This window comes from Variovorax sp. PAMC28562 (assembly GCF_014303735.1).
Lineage (GTDB): Bacteria > Pseudomonadota > Gammaproteobacteria > Burkholderiales > Burkholderiaceae_C > Variovorax.
Window position 1 is genome coordinate 2,799,352 of the sequence record NZ_CP060296.1, and the last position, 19,395, is coordinate 2,818,746.

Below are 19,395 nucleotides of genomic sequence, written 5' to 3' on the forward strand. Positions count from 1 at the left end.
GGTATGCGACGGAACGCAAAAGAGCGGCGCCGGATGCGGGAGAGCGGCGCAAAACGCGCGGATGGAGCGAAGTGGCTGACACGCCGCATGGGCTTTACCGAACCTTTACGGCACGTCAAGGCGGAGCGATACCATCCTGCGCTGTACTCCGAGTGCCTCCTCTGAGCCCATTCACGCTGACCGAATCCCGATGGATCCACACACTCCCGCCGAGCCTTTCCCCGCCACCGTGTCGCCTACCCATCCGCCGGTCCGTCGCCGTCGCTGGGTGGGTGCCGTGCTCGCGATTCTTTTGCTGGTGGCTTTGGGCGGTGGCGCCTGGTACCTGGTCCAGCGCTCGAAGGAGCCGGCAGCCGGTGCGCCGGGTGCCGGCGGGCGTGGTCCAGGTGGCACCGGTGGACCGGGCGGTGCCGGCGCGAGAGGCCCCGGCGGCCCCGGCGGCGCAGGGGCGCAAAACACGGTCGGTTTCGCGGTTGCGCGGCAGGCTGACATTCCCATCCAGCTCGACGCGCTCGGCACCGTGCAGCCGCTGTCCAACGTCACGGTGCAGCCGCAGGTCTCGGGCGTACTGACGGCAGTGCTCTTCAAGGAGGGCCAGATGGTCAAGAAGGGCGACGTGCTCGCCACCATCGATCCGGCGCCGTTCCAGATCGCGCTGTCGCAGGCGGCTGGCGCCAGGCAGCGCGATGAAGCCCAGTTGTCGGCAGCAAAAGTCACCTTGGAGCGATACCGCACGCTGCTCGGGCAGGACTCGATCGCACGGCAAGACGTCGATACGCAGGCCGCATTGGTCAAGCAGCTCGAAGGCACGGTCACCATCGACCGCGCCAACGAAAGCACCGCCAAGCTCAACCTGAACTACGCGCGCATCGTCGCGCCGGTGAGTGGCCGGGTCGGTTTGCGGCCGGTCGACGCGGGCAACTACGTGTCGACCGGCAGCACGACCGGCGTTGCAGTCATCACGCAGCTGTCGCCCATCGACGTGGCGTTCTCCGTGCCGCAGGACCGCGTGCCAGAGATCCAGCAACGGCTCGCGGCTGGCGCCCAATTGCCGGCCACGGCGCTCGACCGCACCCGCATCAAGCAACTCGCGACAGGCATGTTCTCGACGCTCGACAACTCGGTCGATACGAACACCGGCACGGTCAAGTCGAAGGCGCGCTTTGCCAATGCCGACTCGGCCTTGTTCCCTAATCAGTTCGTGAACGTGCGGCTGCTGATGCGCACCATCAGCGCCGCCGTCGTCGTGCCGGTGACGGCGCTGCGGCATGGTCCCAACGGCGACTACGTCTACGTCATCAACGAAGACAAGACGGTGAGCCAGCGCCCGGTGACGCGCGGCGAATCGAGCGTCGACAACGTGGCGATCATGTCGGGCCTGAAGTCCGGCGAAGAGGTCGTGACCGAAGGCGGCGACCGGTTGAAGGACGGCGCGCGTGTACAGACCACGGTCGATCGTCCGGCGGGTGCGGCATCTGGGGCCGCCAGTGGCCGGCGGCAAGGCACTTCGGCCGCTCCTGTTGCACCGCCCGCCGGTTCGATGGCCACTCCGATGGCCTCTGGCGGCACGACCGCCACCACCGCCGTCAAGCCGCCCACCGCTGAGGAACGCCAGCGCCTGCTCGATGCGGTCAAGGACAACCCCGAACAGCTCGAGCGTCGCAAGCGCCTGCTCGAAGGCATCGACCGCGGCGAACCGGCCGCGCTCGAACGCTGGCAGCGCCTGTCGGAACGCCGGCCGGCGCAATGAGTCCGTCGCGCCCGTTCATCCTGCGGCCGGTAGCGACCTCGCTGCTGATGGTGGCCATCGTGCTGGCCGGGTTGGTGTCGTTCCGCTTCCTGCCGTTGTCGGCCTTGCCGCAGGTCGACTACCCGACCATCCAGGTGCAGACGCTGTACCCCGGCGGCAGCCCGGAGGTGATGAGCAACACGGTCACCGCGCCGCTCGAACGGCAGTTCGGCCAGATGGCGGGGCTCGACCGCATGAGTTCGACCAGCGCCGCGGGCGTGTCGATCATCACGCTGCAATTTTCGCTCGGGCAAACGCTCGATGTGGCGGAGCAAGAGGTGCAGGCCGCCATCAACGCCGGCGGCTCGCTGCTGCCGGCCGACCTGCCGGCACCGCCGGTGTACGCCAAGGTGAATCCGGCCGATGCGCCGGTGCTCACACTGGCGATCACGTCGGAAACGTTGCCGCTGACCGAGGTGCAGAACCTCGTCAACACGCGACTCGCGCAGAAGATCAGTCAGGTTTCGGGCGTCGGTCTGGTGTCGCTCAGCGGCGGACAACGTCCTGCCGTTCGCATCCAGGCCAACACGCAAGCGCTGGCCGCCAACGGCATCGGACTCGATACGCTGCGCACCGCCATCAGCGCGGCCAATTCGAACGGTGCCAAGGGCAGCTTCGACGGGCCCAAGCGCGCCTACACGATCAATTCGAACGACCAGTTGCTGACCGTCGACGACTACAAGAACCTGATCGTCACGTACAAGAACGGCGCGCCGATTCGCATGATCGACGTGGCCCAAGTGGTCAACGGCGCCGAGAACACGCAGCTCAGCGCCTGGGCCGGTACCAACGGGAAATTGCACCCAGCCATCATCCTGAATGTGCAGCGCCAGCCAGGCGCCAACGTCATCGCCACGGTCGACGCCATCAAGAAGCAGTTGCCCGACTTGCAGGCCGGCTTGCCGAGCGGCTTGAAGATCGAAGTGCTGAGCGATCGCACCTCGGGCATTCGCGGATCGGTCCAGCACGTCGAGATGGAACTCGTCCTGGCGGTCGTGCTGGTGGTGCTGGTCATCTTTGCGTTTTTGGGCAGCCTGCGCGCCACCGTCATCGCCAGCATCGCGGTGCCGATCTCGCTCATCGGCACCTTCGGGCTGATGTACCTGCTCGGCTACAGCCTGAACAACCTGAGCCTGATGGCGCTGACCATCGCGACCGGCTTCGTGGTGGACGATGCCATCGTGATGATCGAGAACATCTCGCGCTACATCGAAGAGGGCGAGCGGCCGTTGCAAGCGGCATTCAAGGGCGCGGCGCAGATCGGCTTCACGATCATTTCGCTGACGGTGTCCCTCATCGCCGTGCTGATTCCGCTGCTCTTCATGGGTGATGTGGTGGGGCGGCTTTTCCGCGAGTTCGCAGTCACGCTGGCCATCACGATCCTGATCTCGGCGGTGGTGTCGCTCACGCTGGTGCCGATGATGTCGGCGCGTTGGCTCAAGCCGCACAAGGCGGAACCGAGCAACCCGAACACCCCGAGCAAGACGGGGTTCGCTGCGCGCCTTCAAAACTTCTTCTCCGGCGTGATGGTCCGTTACGACCGGTCGCTGCACTGGGTGTTCGCGCACCAGGCGCTGACGCTCGTGGTCGCGCTGCTCACGATGGTCATCACGGTGGCGCTGTACCTGAGCATTCCCAAAGGACTGTTTCCGACGCAGGACACGGGGCAACTGCAAGGGCGCATCCAGGCTGCGCAAGACGTGTCGTTCGAGCGCATGTCGCTGCTGCAGCAAGCCGCTGCCAAGGCGATTCTCGAAGACCCGGATGTCGAAAGCCTCAGTTCGTTCGTCGGTGTCGATGCGGCCAACAACAAGATGCTCAACACCGGCAGCATGCTCATCAACCTGCGCGCCAGCCATGGCAACCAGCAGGCGCTGATGGACCGGCTGCGCGACCGGGCGCAGACCGTCGCCGGCGTCACTCTGTACCTGCAGCCGACGCAAGACTTGACCATCGATGCCGAGACCGGGCCTACCGAATTTCGCGCGTCGCTCGAAGGTGTCGACAGCGCCATCATCACGCAGTGGATGACCCGGCTGGTGGACCGGCTGCAAACGGTCAAGCAGGTGCGCAACGTCAGCAGCGATGCCGGCGCGCAGGGCCTGGCCGCTTTCGTCAACGTGAACCGCGACACCGCGGCGCGCCTGTCGATCACCGCGAGTTCGGTCGACGACGCGCTCTACAGTGCCTTCGGCCAGCGCATCGTCTCGACCATCTTCACCGAGACCAACCAGTACCGCGTGATCCTGGAATCGCAGCCCGGCCTGGTGAACACGCCGCAAAAGCTCGGCGACCTGAACCTCATCGCCGGCTCGGGCGTAGCGACACCTTTGTCGGCGATCGCCAGCATCACCGAGCAGCAGGCGCCGCTGCAGATCACGCACGTGGCGCAGTACCCGGCCAGCACGCTCAACTTCGACACCGCGCCGGGTGTGTCGCTCGGCGCATCGGTCGATGCGATTCGCGCCGCGGCCAAGGAGATCGGCTTGCCGGCCAGCGTGACGATGACCTTCCTCGGCGCGTCGGGTGCTTACGAACGCTCGCTGTCGAATCAGCTCTGGCTCATCCTCGCGGCGGTGGTGTGCGTCTACATCGTGCTGGGCGTGCTGTACGAAAGCTACGTGCATCCGCTCACGATCTTGTCGACGCTGCCATCGGCCGGTGTCGGCGCGCTGCTGGCGTTGATGATCACCGGCAACGACCTGGGCGTGATCGGCATCATCGGCATCATCCTGCTGATCGGCATCGTGAAGAAGAACGCGATCATGATGATCGACTTCGCGATCGATGCCGAGCGCACGCAGGGCAAGTCGGCGCAAGAGGCGATCCACCAGGCGGCGCTGCTGCGCTTTCGGCCGATCCTGATGACGACGCTGGCGGCTTTGTTCGCTGCGGTGCCGCTGATGCTGAGCTTCGGCGAGGGCGCGGAGTTGCGTCGGCCGCTCGGTCTCGCCATCTTCGGCGGATTGATCGTCAGCCAGCTGCTCACGCTCTTCACCACGCCGGTGATTTACTTGGCGTTCGATCGGCTCGGTGGTGAAAGTCGTCGCCGCAAGCCCGAAGCCGAGCTCGATGAAGACGGAGCGCCCGCGTGAACCTGTCGCGGCCGTTCGTTCGCCGACCTATCGGCACGGTGTTGTTGACGGTCGGTGTCGCGCTGGCCGGCATCGCGGCCTTCTTCGTGCTGCCGGTGTCGCCGCTGCCGCAGGTCGACTATCCGGTGATCTCGGTGCGCGCTTCCATCCCCGGCGCCAGCCCGGAGACCATGGCGACCAGCGTCGCGACGCCGCTCGAACGGCACCTCGGCACCATTGCCGGTGTCAACGAAATGACGTCGACCAGTTCGGTCGGCTCGGCGCGCGTCACGCTGCAGTTCGACCTGAGCCGCAACATCGACGGCGCCGCGCGCGAGGTGCAGGCCGCCATTAACGCCAGCCGGGTCGACTTGCCGGCCACGCTGCGCAGCAATCCGACGTACCGCAAGGCCAACCCGGCGGCATCTCCGGTCATCATCCTGGCGCTCACGTCCAAGACCAAGACGCCGGGCCAGATCTACGACGCGGTGTCGAACATCGTGAGCCAGCGGTTGTCGCAAGTCGATGGCGTGGGCGATGTCGAAATCGGCGGCGGCTCGTTGCCGGCAGTGCGCATCGAGTTGCTGCCCTTCGCGCTGAACCGCTATGGCGTGAGTACCGAAGACGTTCGCGCTGCCGTTCAGGCGGCCAACGCCAATCGGCCCAAGGGGGCAGTGCAGGGCGACGGCCGCAAGCTGCAGATCTACACGCAGACACCGGCCCTCAAAGCCAGCGACTACGCACCGATGGTCGTGGCCTGGCGCAACGGCGCAGCGGTACGGCTGCAAGACGTCGCCGAAGTCAACGACGGCGTGGAAGACACGCGCACGCTCGGCCTCTTCAACGGCGAACCGGCGATCATCGTGCTCATCACGCGCCAGCCTTCGGCCAACATCATCGCAACCGTCGACAGCGTGCGTGCGCTGCTGCCGGAACTTCAGGCGCAATTGCCACCCGACGTGCAGTTGCAGGTGGCATCCGACAGCACCAATTCGATCCGCAGCTCGCTGCATGAAGTCGAGGTGACGCTGATCATCTCGGTGTTGCTGGTGGTGCTGGTCGTCAGCTTGTTCTTGCGCAGCGTGCGCGCGACCATCGTGCCCGCAGTAGCGACCGTGGTGGCGCTGTTGGGCACCTTCGGCGTGATGTACCTGCTGGGCTTCAGCCTCAACAATTTCAGCCTGATGGCGCTGACGGTGGCGACCGGGTTCGTGGTCGACGATGCCATCGTGGTGCTGGAGAACACCAGCCGACACATCGATGCCGGCATGTCGCGCATGAAGGCGGCGCTGCTCGGTGCCAAAGAGGTCGGGTTCACGGTGTTGTCGATCAGCGTGTCGTTGGTTGCGGTTTTCATTCCTTTGCTGTTCATGGGCGGGCAAACCGGGCGCCTCTTCCGCGAGTTCGCGGTCACTTTGTCGGCCGCGGTGATGATCTCGCTGGTCATCTCTCTGACCACCACGCCGATGATGTGCGCGTGGCTGCTCAAGCCCGGTGGCGAGCATGCGAACGACAAGCCGCCGGGGCGGCTCGGCCGCATGGCCGCCGGCAGCTACGACTGGGTGCTCCGCCGCTACGAAGCCAGCCTCGACTGGGCGCTCGACAGCAAGGCGCTGGTCATGCTCATCCTGCTGGCGGTCATCGGCCTCAACGTCTACCTGTTCAGTGCAGCACCCAAGGGGTTCTTTCCGCAGCAGGACAGCGGCCAGCTCAACGGGGGCCTGCGTGCCGACCAGAGCATCTCGTCGCAAGCGATGGCGGCCAAGCTGCGGCAGGTGGTCGACATCATCCGCAAGGACGAAGCGGTCGACACCGTGATCGGCTTCACCGGTGGCGGGCGGGCCGGGGGGGGCTTCATGTTCGTCAACCTGAAGCCGGCCAACCAGCGCAAGGACAGCGGCCTGACGGTCATCGCGCGGCTGCGACCGCAGCTGAACCAGGTCACCGGTCTGCGCGTCTTTCTGGGCACGGTGCAAGACGTGCGCTCGGGCGGCCGCGCCAGCAATTCGACCTACCAGTACACGCTCAAGAGCGACAGCCTGGCCGACCTGCGGACGTGGGCCGTCAAGCTGTCCGACGAACTCAAGCTGCAGCCGGTGCTGACCGACGTCGACACTGACCAGGATCAGAACGGCGTCGAAACTGTCGCCAAGGTCGATCGCGATACGGCACGGCGTCTCGGCGTCACGTCGACGGCCATCGACAACGCTCTGTACAACGCCTTCGGGCAGCGTCAGGTCGCGACCATCTACACCGAACTGAACCAGTACCACGTCGTGATGGAGTGGGCGCCGCGCTATGCGCAGAGCCCGAACGCGCTGAAGGACGTGTACGTGCCAGCCACGCGTACGGCGGTCATCGCGGGACAGACGGTGACCACCGAAGCAGCGGACACCACCTCGACCGGCACCGCGACCAAAACCACGAGCGGGGCCGCAGCTTCCACTGCGACGGGTTCGAGCACTGGCGCCGTCCCGGTGTCCGCCAACCCCGGCTCGCGCAACGCTTCCACCGGCAACGTGCTCAGCAACACTGCAACGAGCCTGGTGCCGCTTTCGTCGGTGGCGCAGTTCATGGAGAACTCGGTCGCGACGTCGGTGAGCCATGAAGACGGCGAGCTGGCGACGACCATTTCGTTCAACCTGGCCGAAGGCGCCAACCTCGGCGATGCCCGCGAGGCGGTTGCCAAAGCCGAGGCCAACATCGCGATGCCGACCAACGTGCGCGGCGCCTTCGCTGGTACCGCGTTGAGCGCGCAGCAATCGCAGGGCCAGCAGACGATGCTGATCCTGGCGGCGCTGGTCGTCATCTACATCGTGCTCGGCATCCTGTACGAGAGCCTGGTGCATCCGATCACGGTGCTCTCGACCTTGCCGTCGGCGGGCGTCGGTGCGGTGCTGGCACTGCTGCTGTTCAGGATGGAGTTTTCGATCATCGCGTTGATCGGCGTGTTCTTGCTGATCGGCATCGTGAAGAAGAACGCCATCCTCATCATCGACTTCGCGCTGGAGGCCGAACGCTCGCGCGGGCTGTCGCCGCTCGAAGCCGTGCGTGAGGCTTGCCTGCTGCGCTTCCGGCCGATCCTGATGACGACCATGGCGGCTGCGCTCGGGGCGCTGCCGCTCGCCATCGGTTTCGGCGAGGGTGCGGAGTTGCGCCGGCCGCTGGGCGTCGCGATCATCGGCGGGCTCATCGCCAGCCAGCTCCTCACTCTGCTGACCACGCCTGTGGTGTATCTGGTGCTCGACAAGCTGCGCCGCCGCGGCGCGCACGAGCATGAACTTGGCCGTGCGATCGACGCCGAACCCAAACCCGTATGACTGCCTCGATGCCATCCTTTCCTTTCTCTCTGAGCGCCGTGTGCGTGCTGGTGTTGTCGCTCACCGGTTGCGCGATCGGCCCGCGCTACGAAACGCCCACTGCCGCCAACCCCGGCGCCTTCAAAGAGGCACCTGCAGCCGCCGGCTGGCTGCCAGCCGCGCCGGCCGACGCACTCGATCGTGGCGAGTGGTGGAAGCTCTTCAACGATGCCAACCTCGACGAACTTGCCACCCGCGTGCAGGTATCGAACCAGAACATCGCTGCCGCCGTCGGGAACTACGCGCAGGCACAAGCGCTGGTGCGCGAGCAACGCGCCGCGCTGCTTCCGCAGGTGAGCGTCGATGGCAGCGGGCGCCGAAGCGGTGCGCTGCGTTCGAGCAGTTCCGGAACGACGCCGACCAACGCGTTCTCGGCGACGCTGGGTGTCGACTGGGCACCCGACGTGTGGGGCCGCTTGCGGCAAGCAGTGACGAGCGCCCAAGCCGGCGCGCAGGCAAGCGAGGCCGACCTTGCTTCGGCGCGGCTGTCGGCCATCGGCAATCTGGTGACCAACTACTTTTCGCTGCGCGAGACCGATGCGGAGATCGTGCTGCTCGACGAAACGATCGCCGGCTACGAGCGCGCCTACCAGATCACCAACAACCGCTATCAGGCCGGCATCTCCGCGCAAACCGACGTGTTGCAGGCGCAGACGCAATTGCTCAGCACGCGCGCCGATCGCGTGTCGTTGACGCGCAATCGCGCGACGTACGAACACGCCATCGCGGTGCTTGTCGGTTCCGCGCCCAACGACTTCAGCCTGCCGGCTTCCAAGTGGACGCCGACGGTGCCTGGCGTACCTGTCAGCGTGCCGTCGACATTGCTGCAACGCCGGCCCGATATCGCCGCCGCGGAGCGCGCAGTCGCCTCGGCCAACGCGCAGATCGGCGTCGCGCGAACGGCGTACTTTCCCAGCTTCGGCCTGAGCGGTTCGGTCGGCAGTTCGGCCAGCCGCGTTGGCGATTTGTTCAGCGCATCGAACACGCTGTGGTCGCTCGGGTTGTCGGTCGCGCAGGTGGTGTTCGATGGCGGTGCGATCAGCGCGCGCGTCGACGAGGCCAAGGGCAGCTACGACGCCAGCGTCGCGCGTTACAGGCAAACCGTGCTGACCGCCTTTCAGTCCGTGGAAGACCAGTTGACCGCGGCCGCTACGCTGGGCCAACAGGAGGGCTTGCGCCTGCAGGCCTCGCTCGCTGCCGACAAGACCGAGCAGCAGTTGCTCAACCGCTATCGCGCTGCCCAAGTGAGCTACACCGATGTCGTCACCGCGCAGGCCGCTGCGTTGAACGCTCGCCGCACGCTGGTGCAGTTGCAGGTCAATCGACAGAACGCAGCGGTGGCGCTGATCCAGAACCTCGGTGGCGGGTGGGAAGCCAGCTGGCTGACCGTGCCACCCGCAACGGCCGCTCCACAGTAAAGACCGAAGGCGGTGGCACCGCCTCCCAATTACCTCCGCATTTGGATTCCACCATTCAGTTGCCGTTGCATCGCAGCGGTTGCCAGGGCACTGCCAACCGGCTGCGCCTGAAGCACCTCGCTTGATTCGGAGAACTGAATGAAAAAGTCCCTTGCGGCGCTCGCCGCGTTGGCCGTCACTGGTTTGGCATCGGCGCAGTCGTCCGTCACACTGTTCGGCGTGGTGGATGCGGCCGTCAGCTACCAATCGGCCACATCGCGCGATGCGGTGACCGGTGCCAGCTCCAGGCAAAGCCAGTGGAGCCTAGCCAATTCCGGCTACAACGCGAGCCGCCTCGGCTTTCGTGGCACGGAAGATCTGGGCGGCGGCTTGTCTGCCAGTTTCTGGCTCGAGTCGGCCATCAGCAACGACGACGGATCGACCGGCATCGGCGCCTTCAACCGACGCTCTACGGTGAGCCTTGCCAACGGCTTCGGCGAACTGCGCCTAGGGCGCGACTACACGGCCACCTACTGGAACGACACCGTGTTCGATCCGTTCGGCACCACCGGCTCCGGCACCAGCGTGATCTCGTCGGTGAGCGGGAGCACCAACCTCGCCAATCCCAACTACATTCGCGCCAGCAACATGGTCGGCTACTTCTTGCCGCCGAACCTGGGTGGCTTCTATGGCCAGGTGCAGTACAGCCTGAATGAGAACACCGACAACAGCACGACCGCACTTGTCGCATCGACCAACAGCAACGCCGGCCGTTACGTCGGCGGCCGCTTCGGCTACGCCAACGGCCCGCTCGACGTTGCCGTGTCGCTCGGAGAAAACACCGTCATCGACACCACCGCGCTCACGCGCACGGTAAGGACCGCCAACCTCGGTGCTTCGTACGACTTTGGCCCGGTCAAGCTCTTCGGAGAGCTGTCGAGCGTGCGCAACCGATTCGTAACTGCACTCGCCACATCGCGCGACAGCTACAACGGCTATCTGCTCGGCGCCAGCGTGCCGGTCGGGCCGGGCCTGATCCGCGCTTCGTATTCCGCGGTGCGCTATGACGAGGGCGCTAGCGGTCTGACGGGCAGCGATCCGCATGTTCAGAAGCTCGCGTTGGGTTACGTGCACAACCTGTCGAAGCGCACCGCGCTCTACGCCACGGTGGCACGCGTCGACAACCGCAACGATGCGCTCTACAGCGGCAGCCTGAGCTCCGCGATCACCGCGGGCGGCAGCAGCGCAGTCGGCTTTACCAGCTTGCCGCGTTCGTCGACGGGGTACGACTTCGGCATTCGCCACTCGTTCTGAATCGCGACGAATCGAATGCACAAGGAGCGCGAGATGCAAACACATCCATCACCGCCATCGACCCGGATGGACCTCTGCCAGATGCTGCGCGACGTGCCGCCGGCCTGCATGACTCTATTGCAGGCCAACGGCATCGCGCTCGACCAGCGCCTGCCCGACGAACCCTTGCCCGTCGACGTGGGCGATCATGAGTGGGAGCTGCTGCTGGCCAACGTCTCGCGTATCGCCTGCCTCGCGATGCAGGGCGGCGGTACGCTGCAACTGCTGGCGCGCTCCGAGGGTTCGCGTGCGGTGGTGCACTTCATGGACGTGGGGCGCGATGCCTGCACCACCGGGCTGGCGCAACTCTTCGGCAAGCCCGACGAGCGCACCGCAGGCTGCGTGCGGGCCTGCGAGTACATCGTGCATCGACATGGCGGGCGCATCTATGCGGCGCCTTCGTCGCTGGGCAGTCTCGGACTCACGCTGCGGTTGCCGCTGCGGCCCTCGCTGTCCGCGGCATGGCAATGACGATGCACTCGCAGATTTCCGTGCGGCGTTGCGCGGTCGGCGTGCTGGGCACCGTGGTGTTCTGCGCCGTGATCGGGTGTGGCGAATGCGACGCCGACGATGGCGGCGGCAGCGAGGCTGACCGGGCGCGCAGCGGCAACGCCAGGCTGTCGACGCTGGCGCCGATCATGAACACTGGCCGCACTGTCGGAGGCTATGCCAAACGCTTCGGCAACCCACACGACAACCCATACGACAACCAGCAGACAAGCAGGGCCGGTCGCGACCTGTGCATTCTGCAAAATGGGCTATGCACCGAATGAACCGATGCCCCGCCTGACGCTCTCCAGAAAGATATTTTTCGCCCTTGCCGCATTGCTGGTGATGCTGCTGCTTATTTTTTCGGGCTTCTCGATCTTCGGCTTGCAAAGGGGCATGGGGCCGTACGTGGCGGAGATCGAAATCCGCCGCATGGACTGGCTCGCGCAGTTGCTGCAGAAGCACTATGTCGTCAATGGCAACTGGAACAAGCTGCGCAACGAAGACGAAGCGTGGCATCGGTTGCAACTGGGCTTTTCGAGCGAGTCGCGCAGCAGCACAGGCGTCAAGGAAGACAGCCGACTGCCGCCCTGGTATGCGCGTCGCCAGTGGCCGCAGGGCGGGGACGGCGCGAGCAACGGTGCGAACAACGGCAATGGCTATGGCTCCTTTGACGGCGAGGGTGGGCCGCCGATGCCGTCGCCGCAGCTCGACTTGCTGCCGCGGCGCTATGCACCACCGCCGCCACCCTGGCTCTCCCCGGATCCGCGCGAGGCGGCCGATTCGATCTACCAACGGCTCGGCGTGGTCGATGCGGCGGGCGTCCGTGTGGTCGGGGCTACCGTGGACAACGCATCGGCCGCGCGGCTGAAGATCAAGCGCGGCAGCGACGTGGTCGGCTACCTGGTGCTTGCGCCGGTCGAGGGCCTGGACAGCGAAGCCGATCGCGCATTCATCGCGCGGCAGTCGAGCGTGGTCGCGCTGACGGCGATCGCTGGCTTGATCCTGGCGCTCGGCCTGTCGTGGCTGCTCGGGCGGCGCTGGCTCGGCCCGATCGACGCGCTCACGCAGGGTGCGCAGGACATCGCGCGCGGCCGCTCGGGTACGCGCGTGCTGGTCCCGGGCAGCGACGAACTCGCGCTGCTCGGCCGCACCTTCAACGACATGGCCGAGCGCCTCGACACGAGCGAAACGTCGCGTCGGGCGTGGCTCGCCGACGTTGCGCATGAGCTGCGCACGCCACTCGCGGCCATGCGTGCCGAGATCGAAGCGCTGCAAGACGGCGTGCGCACTTTCGACGACCGCACCGCGTTGCGGCTGCATCGGCAGGTCATGCGACTGGGCCAACTGGTAGACGATCTGCGCAGCAGCATGCGCGACCCGCAAGGCGAGCCGCTGACGGTCGCCCCGCTGTTTCCGCTGGCGTTGTTGAAAGAGGCGGTCACGCTGTCGGCAGACCGCTTTGCACGGTCGCGCATTCGTGTCGACACGCGGGCGGTGGATGCGCTGGCCGCCTCGGCCCAACCGGTGATGGAGGGCGATGCGCGGCGCTTGCATCTTGTCTTTATGAATCTGCTCGACAACACGCTGGCGTACACCGATGCACCGGGCGAACTGCGCATCGGGGCACTTGTCCATTCATCGGCCGCTGCCGCAGCCTCCGAGGCGATCGACCAACTGGTGCTGCACTTCGACGACAGCGCACCTGGCGTGTCGGAGGCCGAACTGCCGCGATTGTTCGAGCGCCTGTTCCGCGGTGAAACCTCGCGCAGTCGCGCGACGGGTGGTTCGGGTCTCGGTCTGTCGATTTGCCGCGCGACGGTCGAAGCGCATGGCGGCACCATCGATGCTTCTGCATCGCCGCAGGGCGGGCTCCGCATCACCGTGTCGTTGCCCGTGGTCGCTGCAACATGAGTGCGACATGACCCGCATCCTCATCGTCGAAGACGAGCCCGACATCGCGTCGGTGCTGCAAGACTATCTGCACCATGCGGGCTACGAAACGGAGCACGTCGCCGATGGCCAGACCGCGCTGGAGCGCATGCTCGCTGCGCCTCCCGACCTCACCCTGCTCGACGTCATGCTGCCTCGGGTCGACGGCCTGCAGGTGCTGAAGCAGGCGCGCACGCACACGCTGCATCCGATCATCATGCTGACCGCGCGCATCGAAGAAATAGACCGGCTGGTGGGGCTGGAAGCGGGTGCCGACGACTACGTGTGCAAGCCGTTCTCTCCGCGCGAAGTGGTGGCGCGAGTGCGTGCGGTGCTGCGTCGAACAACCAGCGAAAGCGCAGAACGCCGCGGGGCTGGCGGTACCACGGAGCGTGGTCGCGCCCTGTTGCTCGATGATGTGCACTGGCGCGCATCGCTGCATGGCATACCGCTGAATCTGACGCGCCGGGAGTTCGGCCTGTTGCAGGCGCTGGCTCGGCATCCGGGCCGCATCTTCTCGCGCGCCCGATTGCTCGAACTGGCTTACGACGACACCGCCGATGTGACCGAGCGCGCGGTCGACAGCCACATCAAGAACCTGCGGCGCAAGCTGTCGGCAGCGGCACCGGAGCACGACTGGATCAGGTCGGTGTATGGGATCGGCTTTGCTTTTGAGGCACCAAGTTCATGAGTTGTTGCACGCGTCCGAGCAGCTCTCCGCGCCGGAACGGCTTGGCGATGTAATCGTCGGCGCCACCGGCCAGCGCTTCCGCTGAATCGCCTGCCGTGCTGCGTGCGCTCACGACGATAACGGGCAGTTCGGCAAGGGCTTTTCCGTTCTCGCGGCCGCTTCCTTTTTCACGCATCCAGCGCACCAGGTCGAGGCCGTTCGTGGGATTGAAATTCCAGTCGAGTATCAGCAGGTCGAACGGGTCGGTAAGGAGCGCAGTGCGAAGCGATTCGCCGTCCGTGAATTGAGAGCAGTTGATGGCATCGTCGTCAGTCGCACCAAAATTCTCGAGGGTCGCAACCATCAGTTGCATCTGGATCGGTTCGTCTTCCAAGATGGCTACGCGCATCGTCTGCTCCGATGACATCGAAGAAGCGACGCTGGAGACGCAGAGAAATTGCTAGGCATTCGTCATTGTTGAGATCGTTGCGGCGGTCGTCGTTTGTCTGAGCGCATGGAACGTTTGTTTGAGCAGACATCGTGCAACCAGTTGAAAGCCCACTGATTTCGATCGCGCGCCGAGCAACGGCGGAAGGGAATGCTGATTCGCTCTGCAAGGGACACGCGCCTGTTGTGCAGGCGTGGTCAGCCTCGGCCGGTCGCCGCCTGTCCGAGACTCCACAGCGGTAGAAAAACGCCCAGTGCGAGCAGCAGCACAAGCACGGCAATGACAACCAGCAAGATCGGTTCGATGGCCGCGGCCAAGCCTTTGACGCTGTAGTCGGTTTGCTGCTCATACATACTGGCTATCTCGAACATCAAGGAGTCGAGTTCTCCGGTTTCCTCGCCGACTGCCATCATCTGCAGAACCAACGGCGTGAAGACGCCCGTACCGGCTGCGCAGCTCGAGATGCTGCTGCCATGTTCGATGCCATCGCGCATCTGCTTGATGCGGCTGCTGATGAAGTCGTTGTCGACGGTCAGCGCAACCACGTTCAAAGCCGGCACCAGCGGCACGCTGCTTTGAATCGCCAGGGCAAAGCTTCGGGCAAAACGAGCCAGTGCACCTTTGAGAAGAATGTCCCCGACGATGGGCAAACGCAGTTTGAGTGCGTCCCAGCGGTAACGTCCGGCCGGAGTGCGCAGATAGCTTTTGATCGCGAGGCTGCCCGCCATTCCAGCAAGCAACAGCAGCGGCCACCACGAGACCATCCAGCCGGAAAACCCCAGCAGCGCGCGCGTAAGCAGCGGCAACTGCGCATGAAAACCTTCGAAAACCTGAGCGAAGACCGGGATGACGAATACCGTGAGGATCACAACTGCGACCGCCATCGCCACCATGACGAACATCGGGTAACGCATGGCCTGTTTGACGCGCTCACGCACATCCCGATCGAATTCCAGCTGCTCGTGCAGGTTCAAGAACACTTCGGCCAGGCGCCCGGTCATTTCGCCGACCTGCACCATCGCGACATAAAAAGCACTGAACGCTTTCGGATGTCGCGCCATGGCGGCCGAAAGTTCGCGGCCCTGGTCAAGGCTCGAGCGAATGTCCTGCAGCATCGCGATCATGGTCGGTTTGCTTGCCGAAGCCTCCAGTCCTGCGAAGGCCCTGAAGATGGGAACGCCCGCTTTGCTGAGCGTGTGCATCTGACGCGAGAACACGAGGATGTCTTCCACCACGATCGGTTTCTGGTTGAAGCGTGCCAGCCAGCTGGTGCTGTCGGTCACGACCTTGGCAACTGCGGCAATTTGGACCGGAGCGACCCCGATGGCCATGAGTTCATCGGCGACGACGCCTTCCGTCAGCGCGTCCATTTGCCCCTGGACCGTTTCCCCGCGGGCGTTGCGCCCACGCCATGCGTACATTGCCACTAGGAGTTCTCTTCCTCGCCGGTGTCGAAGCCGACGCGCAACGCTTCTGCCAATGAAGTGCGGCCCTGGCGCACCAACGCCAGAGTCTGGTGCGCCACGGTCTTGCCAAGCATCCGCTCGCGTGCGGCTTTGGAGAATGCGACGGGGTCGGAGCGCAGGATGGCTTCGGTCAATACCGGGTCCATCACCAACAGCTCGTAGACGCCCATCCGTCCTGCATATCCGGTTGCATGGCAGGCCGAGCATCCGGTACCGCGTCGGGCCGAAAGTCCCTCGTCCACCGCACCCATGGCGCTGAGCCACGATTGTTCCTGTGGCGTGGGAGTCTGTGGCTGCGCGCAATCCATGCAGTTGAGCCGCACCAGTCGCTGTGCGATGACCGCTTGAAGCGAGGTGGCCACCATGAAAGGTGGCACGCCCATGTCCAGCAAACGAAACGGCGTGGTGGCTGCGTCTCGCGTGTGGAGGGTGGACAAAACCAGATGTCCGGTGATGGCGGCCCGAAGACCGATCTCGGCGGTTTCGGGGTCGCGCATTTCGCCGACGAGAATCACATCGGGGTCTTGCCGCAATGCGGCGCGCAAGACCCTCGAAAACGTGAAATCGATCTTGTCGTTGACCTGTACCTGGGTGATGCCGGGCAGTCGATATTCGACAGGATCTTCGACAGTGATGACCTTCAGTTGGGTGACGTCGATTTCTGTGAGCGCCGCGTACAGCGTGGTCGTTTTTCCGGAGCCCGTTGGCCCGGTCACCAGCACCATGCCCGCGCTGCGCCCCAGCACTTCTCGAAACTGTTCGAGCATGTCTTTCGGTATGCCGATGCGGTCCAGTCGACGCATGCCGGCACGCTGATCGAGCAGCCGCATGACCACGGCTTCGCCATATGTCGTGGGCAAAGTCGACAGGCGCACATCGATGGTGTGCTCTTTCAGCCGGACGCTGAAGCGCCCGTCCTGCGGCAGGCGCTTCTCGGAAATATCGAGGCCGGCCATGAGCTTGAGTCGCTGCACTACCGGGCTGGCAATGCGTTTGTCGGCCTGCATTTGCGTTTGCAGCGTGCCGTCGACCCGGAGCCGGATCATCAGCTCCGTTTCCCGCGGTTCGATATGCACGTCGGAGGCGCCGACATGAATGGCATCTTCGAAGAGGGACTGTAAAAGCCGCACCACCGGCGCGCCCTGCGTACCGACCGCGACCGTCAGCTGGCCGAAGTCCACCACCACCTCGTCGGTGTCCTGTTCGAGTTCCCGCGCGAAGGTGCTGATCTCTTCGGTGCGCCGGTAGAGGCGATCGATTGACAACGCCAGTTGCCCTTCGGCGACTGCGGCCACGGTAATCGGGCGCTGGAGAATCCGGCTGAGTTCGTCGAATGCAGAAAGGTCGAGCGGATCGCCCAGACCGACCAGCAAAGTGCCGCGTTGGTCGTCCAACACCAGAGCGCGAAAACGACGGGCGGCAGACTCCGGCAAAAGATGCACGACGGTCGAACGAAAAGCGAACGTTTTCAGGTCGACGAACGCGATGCCCAACTGTCGGGCCAACCCCTGAGCCAAGAGTTCTTCGGTCAGGACTCCGGTGTCGATCAGCAGCCGACCCAACTTCTTGCCGGTCTGTCTTTGCTGCCCGAGCACCTGTTGAAGTTGCTCGGTCGAGATCAGGCCCTGCGCGAGCAGCAGTTCACCCAGCCGCGCTTTTTCGTTGCGTCGCAGCACGGTGGGGCCACCCTGCGCGAAGGGAGCGTCTATTTTGCTCATGGGTCAGCTTTTGATGGTCCATTTCTAATGCAGCATAAGTCTTAGCCGCCAAATCTCCCTCCATGTTTGCGAACAGCAATACAAAATCCGTGAATTATTTGAAAATATTTCTTTTCAAATCTTTCAATAGAGCAATAAATAATACATAAATATCAGACTTTTTTCTTAACAAAAGTTAGAAATTGAAGCCATAAGTAGTCAATTAAATCGGATTACGACAATCTATGAAACAAGATGTAAATTTAACAATCTAAATATAGTTGTTACTTAAAATTCGTTGCTCTAGACGCGTATCTGCTGCACCGTCGTCATAAGCAATATTCCTTTTTAAAAACTGAAAACTTCATGAATAAAACACAACGGGGTCGCCAGAGCGGCTTTACCCTGATCGAGCTTGTCATCGTCGTGGTACTGATCGGAATTTTGTCCGCTGTCGCCATTCCAAAATATATCGAATTCAAGACTGACGCTGCCACTGCGGCATCCAAGGGCGTCGCTGGCGCGTTGGCTTCGGCTTCGGCGATCAACTACGCCGCCAACCGCGCTAATTCGGCCACTGCTCTGGTGACAACGTGTGCAGGCGTGAGCGCGCTGCTGACTCACACCCCCCCATCGAATTTTGGGATCACCGGAACAGCTCCTGCCTGCCAAGTGACCAATACAGACGGCAATTCCACCCCACCTGTCGATTGGTCGATGAGTAATTAGTTGTAATCAAAGCTTGCTGGAAATCTGTTGCATCTGAAGCCGTGCGATGCAAGTCACGCCGCTTCAAGCCCAGCTACGGTTTTACGCTGATTGAATTGGTGACGGTCGTGGTGCTGGTGAGCGCATTGTCAATATTCGTCGCACCACGCATGTTCAATACTTCTGCTTTCAACGCACGGGGTCTGCAGGACGAAACATTGTCGCTTTTGCGATATGCGCAAAAAACGGCCATTGCACAGCGTCGCGTCGTGTGTGTTGCGTTCACGATCGATTCAGCCTCGTTGACTATCAGCGCTTTGCCTGCGCACACCACCTGCGATACGCCGTTGCGCGGGCCTTCTGGCGACGTACCTGGCACGGTCAGTGGCAAAGGGGGCGCTTCGTACAGCGCAATTCCCGTCGATTTCAATTTCAACGGACTGGGCCAGCCGGTAGATGCCTCGGGTGCGCCATTGGCAAGCCAAGTGCTACAGATCAGCAGCATGGACAGCGTCATCACGGTGGAGGCTTCGACCGGCTATGTGCATGAATAGCCCGGTGCGGGCGGTCTCGCAGCACGGCTTCACGCTGGTCGAACTCGTCATCTTCATCGTGATCGTGAGTGCGGGCCTGGCCGGCATCCTTTCGGTCATGAACACGGTCGTAAAGTCCAGCGCAGACCCGATGGTGCGCAAGCAGACGATGGCCGTAGCGGAATCGTTGCTGGAAGAAATCCTCCTCAAGAGTTACAGCAATCCTCCGGAAGGGTATTCCGGGACTTCGCGAGCCGAGTTCGACGACGTCGATGACTACGCCGGCTACGGCACCAGCGCGGGCATCGTGGACCAGGCGGGTGTCCCGATGGCAGGTTTGGCCAGCTACAACGTGGCGCCGGCCACCACGGTGGTCTCCAGTTCCGACCTCAACGGTATAGCCGTCAAAAAGATCACCGTGTCGGTCACCGGTCCGGGGGGCGCAGTGAGCCTGTCCGGCTACCGCAGCAATTACTAGAA

Annotated in this window: 15 protein-coding genes; 12 read left to right on the forward strand and 3 right to left on the reverse strand. The window is 63.9% G+C overall.

What is annotated here, in order from left to right; all coding sequences use genetic code 11:
* Window positions 1-190: 190 nt before the first annotated feature.
* The 9 genes from H7F36_RS13290 (at window position 191) to H7F36_RS13330 (ending at window position 14,084) form a co-directional block, all read left to right on the forward strand.
* Window positions 191-1,750 carry an efflux RND transporter periplasmic adaptor subunit gene (locus tag H7F36_RS13290; RefSeq protein ID WP_187051266.1) on the forward strand — a complete coding sequence of 520 codons (1,560 nt, stop codon included), beginning with the start codon at window positions 191-193 and terminating at the stop codon, window positions 1,748-1,750.
* Window positions 1,747-4,884 carry an efflux RND transporter permease subunit gene (locus H7F36_RS13295; protein WP_187051267.1) on the forward strand — a complete coding sequence of 1,046 codons (3,138 nt, stop codon included), beginning with the start codon at window positions 1,747-1,749 and terminating at the stop codon, window positions 4,882-4,884. Before H7F36_RS13290 ends, H7F36_RS13295 begins: the two co-directional genes overlap by 4 nt.
* On the forward strand, window positions 4,881-8,183 hold the full coding sequence (locus H7F36_RS13300; protein WP_187051268.1) for an efflux RND transporter permease subunit: 3,303 nt from the start codon (window positions 4,881-4,883) through the stop codon (window positions 8,181-8,183). The genes H7F36_RS13295 and H7F36_RS13300 overlap by 4 nt, the downstream gene beginning before the upstream one ends.
* 8 nt (window positions 8,184-8,191) lie before the next feature.
* Window positions 8,192-9,640, forward strand: a complete 1,449-nt coding sequence (locus H7F36_RS13305; RefSeq protein ID WP_261802271.1) for an efflux transporter outer membrane subunit — start codon at window positions 8,192-8,194, stop codon at window positions 9,638-9,640.
* 138 nt (window positions 9,641-9,778) lie between these two features.
* Window positions 9,779-10,933, forward strand: coding sequence for a porin (locus H7F36_RS13310; RefSeq protein WP_187051270.1), 1,155 nt, complete (start codon window positions 9,779-9,781; stop codon window positions 10,931-10,933).
* Between the two features lie 33 nt (window positions 10,934-10,966).
* Window positions 10,967-11,443 carry an ATP-binding protein gene (locus tag H7F36_RS13315; RefSeq protein WP_187051271.1) on the forward strand — a complete coding sequence of 159 codons (477 nt, stop codon included), beginning with the start codon at window positions 10,967-10,969 and terminating at the stop codon, window positions 11,441-11,443.
* Window positions 11,434-11,745, forward strand: a complete 312-nt coding sequence (locus tag H7F36_RS13320) for a hypothetical protein (RefSeq protein WP_187051272.1) — start codon at window positions 11,434-11,436, stop codon at window positions 11,743-11,745. The genes H7F36_RS13315 and H7F36_RS13320 overlap by 10 nt, the downstream gene beginning before the upstream one ends.
* 4 nt (window positions 11,746-11,749) lie before the next feature.
* Window positions 11,750-13,375 (forward strand): ATP-binding protein, encoded by a 1,626-nt coding sequence (locus H7F36_RS13325; RefSeq protein WP_187051273.1) that lies wholly within the window; start codon window positions 11,750-11,752, stop codon window positions 13,373-13,375.
* A 7-nt stretch (window positions 13,376-13,382) separates the two neighbouring features.
* Window positions 13,383-14,084, forward strand: a complete 702-nt coding sequence (locus tag H7F36_RS13330) for a response regulator (protein ID WP_187051274.1) — start codon at window positions 13,383-13,385, stop codon at window positions 14,082-14,084.
* Here the strand turns inward: H7F36_RS13330 and H7F36_RS13335 are convergent.
* The 3 genes from H7F36_RS13335 to H7F36_RS13345 form a co-directional block, all read right to left on the reverse strand.
* The gene (locus tag H7F36_RS13335) at window positions 14,035-14,472 is read right to left on the reverse strand and encodes a response regulator transcription factor (RefSeq protein WP_187051275.1); all 438 of its coding nucleotides are present in this window, start codon (window positions 14,470-14,472) and stop codon (window positions 14,035-14,037) included. The genes H7F36_RS13330 and H7F36_RS13335 overlap by 50 nt on opposite strands.
* Window positions 14,473-14,708: 236 nt before the next feature.
* The gene (locus H7F36_RS13340) at window positions 14,709-15,881 is read right to left on the reverse strand and encodes a type II secretion system F family protein (protein WP_315971418.1); all 1,173 of its coding nucleotides are present in this window, start codon (window positions 15,879-15,881) and stop codon (window positions 14,709-14,711) included.
* Between the two features lie 56 nt (window positions 15,882-15,937).
* Complete coding sequence (locus tag H7F36_RS13345; RefSeq protein ID WP_187051277.1) at window positions 15,938-17,695, reverse strand: GspE/PulE family protein; 1,758 nt, start codon at window positions 17,693-17,695, stop codon at window positions 15,938-15,940.
* A gap of 345 nt (window positions 17,696-18,040) precedes the next feature.
* On the opposite strand from H7F36_RS13345, the gene H7F36_RS22405 reads away from it, so the two are divergent.
* The 3 genes from H7F36_RS22405 (at window position 18,041) to H7F36_RS13360 (ending at window position 19,393) form a co-directional block, all read left to right on the forward strand.
* The gene (locus H7F36_RS22405; RefSeq protein ID WP_187051278.1) at window positions 18,041-18,403 is read left to right on the forward strand and encodes a type IV pilin protein; all 363 of its coding nucleotides are present in this window, start codon (window positions 18,041-18,043) and stop codon (window positions 18,401-18,403) included.
* A gap of 98 nt (window positions 18,404-18,501) precedes the next feature.
* Window positions 18,502-18,936: a Tfp pilus assembly protein FimT/FimU gene (locus tag H7F36_RS13355; protein WP_261802651.1), complete on the forward strand. Its 435-nt coding sequence runs from the start codon at window positions 18,502-18,504 to the stop codon at window positions 18,934-18,936.
* Complete coding sequence (locus H7F36_RS13360; RefSeq protein ID WP_222620379.1) at window positions 18,929-19,393, forward strand: prepilin-type N-terminal cleavage/methylation domain-containing protein; 465 nt, start codon at window positions 18,929-18,931, stop codon at window positions 19,391-19,393. Before H7F36_RS13355 ends, H7F36_RS13360 begins: the two co-directional genes overlap by 8 nt.
* The last annotated feature ends 2 nt before the right edge of the window (window positions 19,394-19,395 follow it).

Coding starts and splice junctions, on each gene's coding strand:
- H7F36_RS13290 (WP_187051266.1), top strand. CDS start 191: ATGGATCCACACACTCCCGCCGAGCCTTTCCCCGCCACCGTGTCGCCT.
- H7F36_RS13295 (WP_187051267.1), top strand. CDS start 1,747: ATGAGTCCGTCGCGCCCGTTCATCCTGCGGCCGGTAGCGACCTCGCTG.
- H7F36_RS13305 (WP_261802271.1), top strand. CDS start 8,192: ATGCCATCCTTTCCTTTCTCTCTGAGCGCCGTGTGCGTGCTGGTGTTG.
- H7F36_RS13310 (WP_187051270.1), top strand. CDS start 9,779: ATGAAAAAGTCCCTTGCGGCGCTCGCCGCGTTGGCCGTCACTGGTTTG.
- H7F36_RS13315 (WP_187051271.1), top strand. CDS start 10,967: ATGCAAACACATCCATCACCGCCATCGACCCGGATGGACCTCTGCCAG.
- H7F36_RS13320 (WP_187051272.1), top strand. CDS start 11,434: ATGGCAATGACGATGCACTCGCAGATTTCCGTGCGGCGTTGCGCGGTC.
- H7F36_RS13325 (WP_187051273.1), top strand. CDS start 11,750: ATGCCCCGCCTGACGCTCTCCAGAAAGATATTTTTCGCCCTTGCCGCA.
- H7F36_RS13330 (WP_187051274.1), top strand. CDS start 13,383: ATGACCCGCATCCTCATCGTCGAAGACGAGCCCGACATCGCGTCGGTG.
- H7F36_RS13335 (WP_187051275.1), bottom strand. CDS start 14,472: ATGCGCGTAGCCATCTTGGAAGACGAACCGATCCAGATGCAACTGATG.
- H7F36_RS13340 (WP_315971418.1), bottom strand. CDS start 15,881: ATGGACGCGCTGACGGAAGGCGTCGTCGCCGATGAACTCATGGCCATC.
- H7F36_RS13345 (WP_187051277.1), bottom strand. CDS start 17,695: ATGAGCAAAATAGACGCTCCCTTCGCGCAGGGTGGCCCCACCGTGCTG.
- H7F36_RS22405 (WP_187051278.1), top strand. CDS start 18,041: ATGAATAAAACACAACGGGGTCGCCAGAGCGGCTTTACCCTGATCGAG.
- H7F36_RS13360 (WP_222620379.1), top strand. CDS start 18,929: ATGAATAGCCCGGTGCGGGCGGTCTCGCAGCACGGCTTCACGCTGGTC.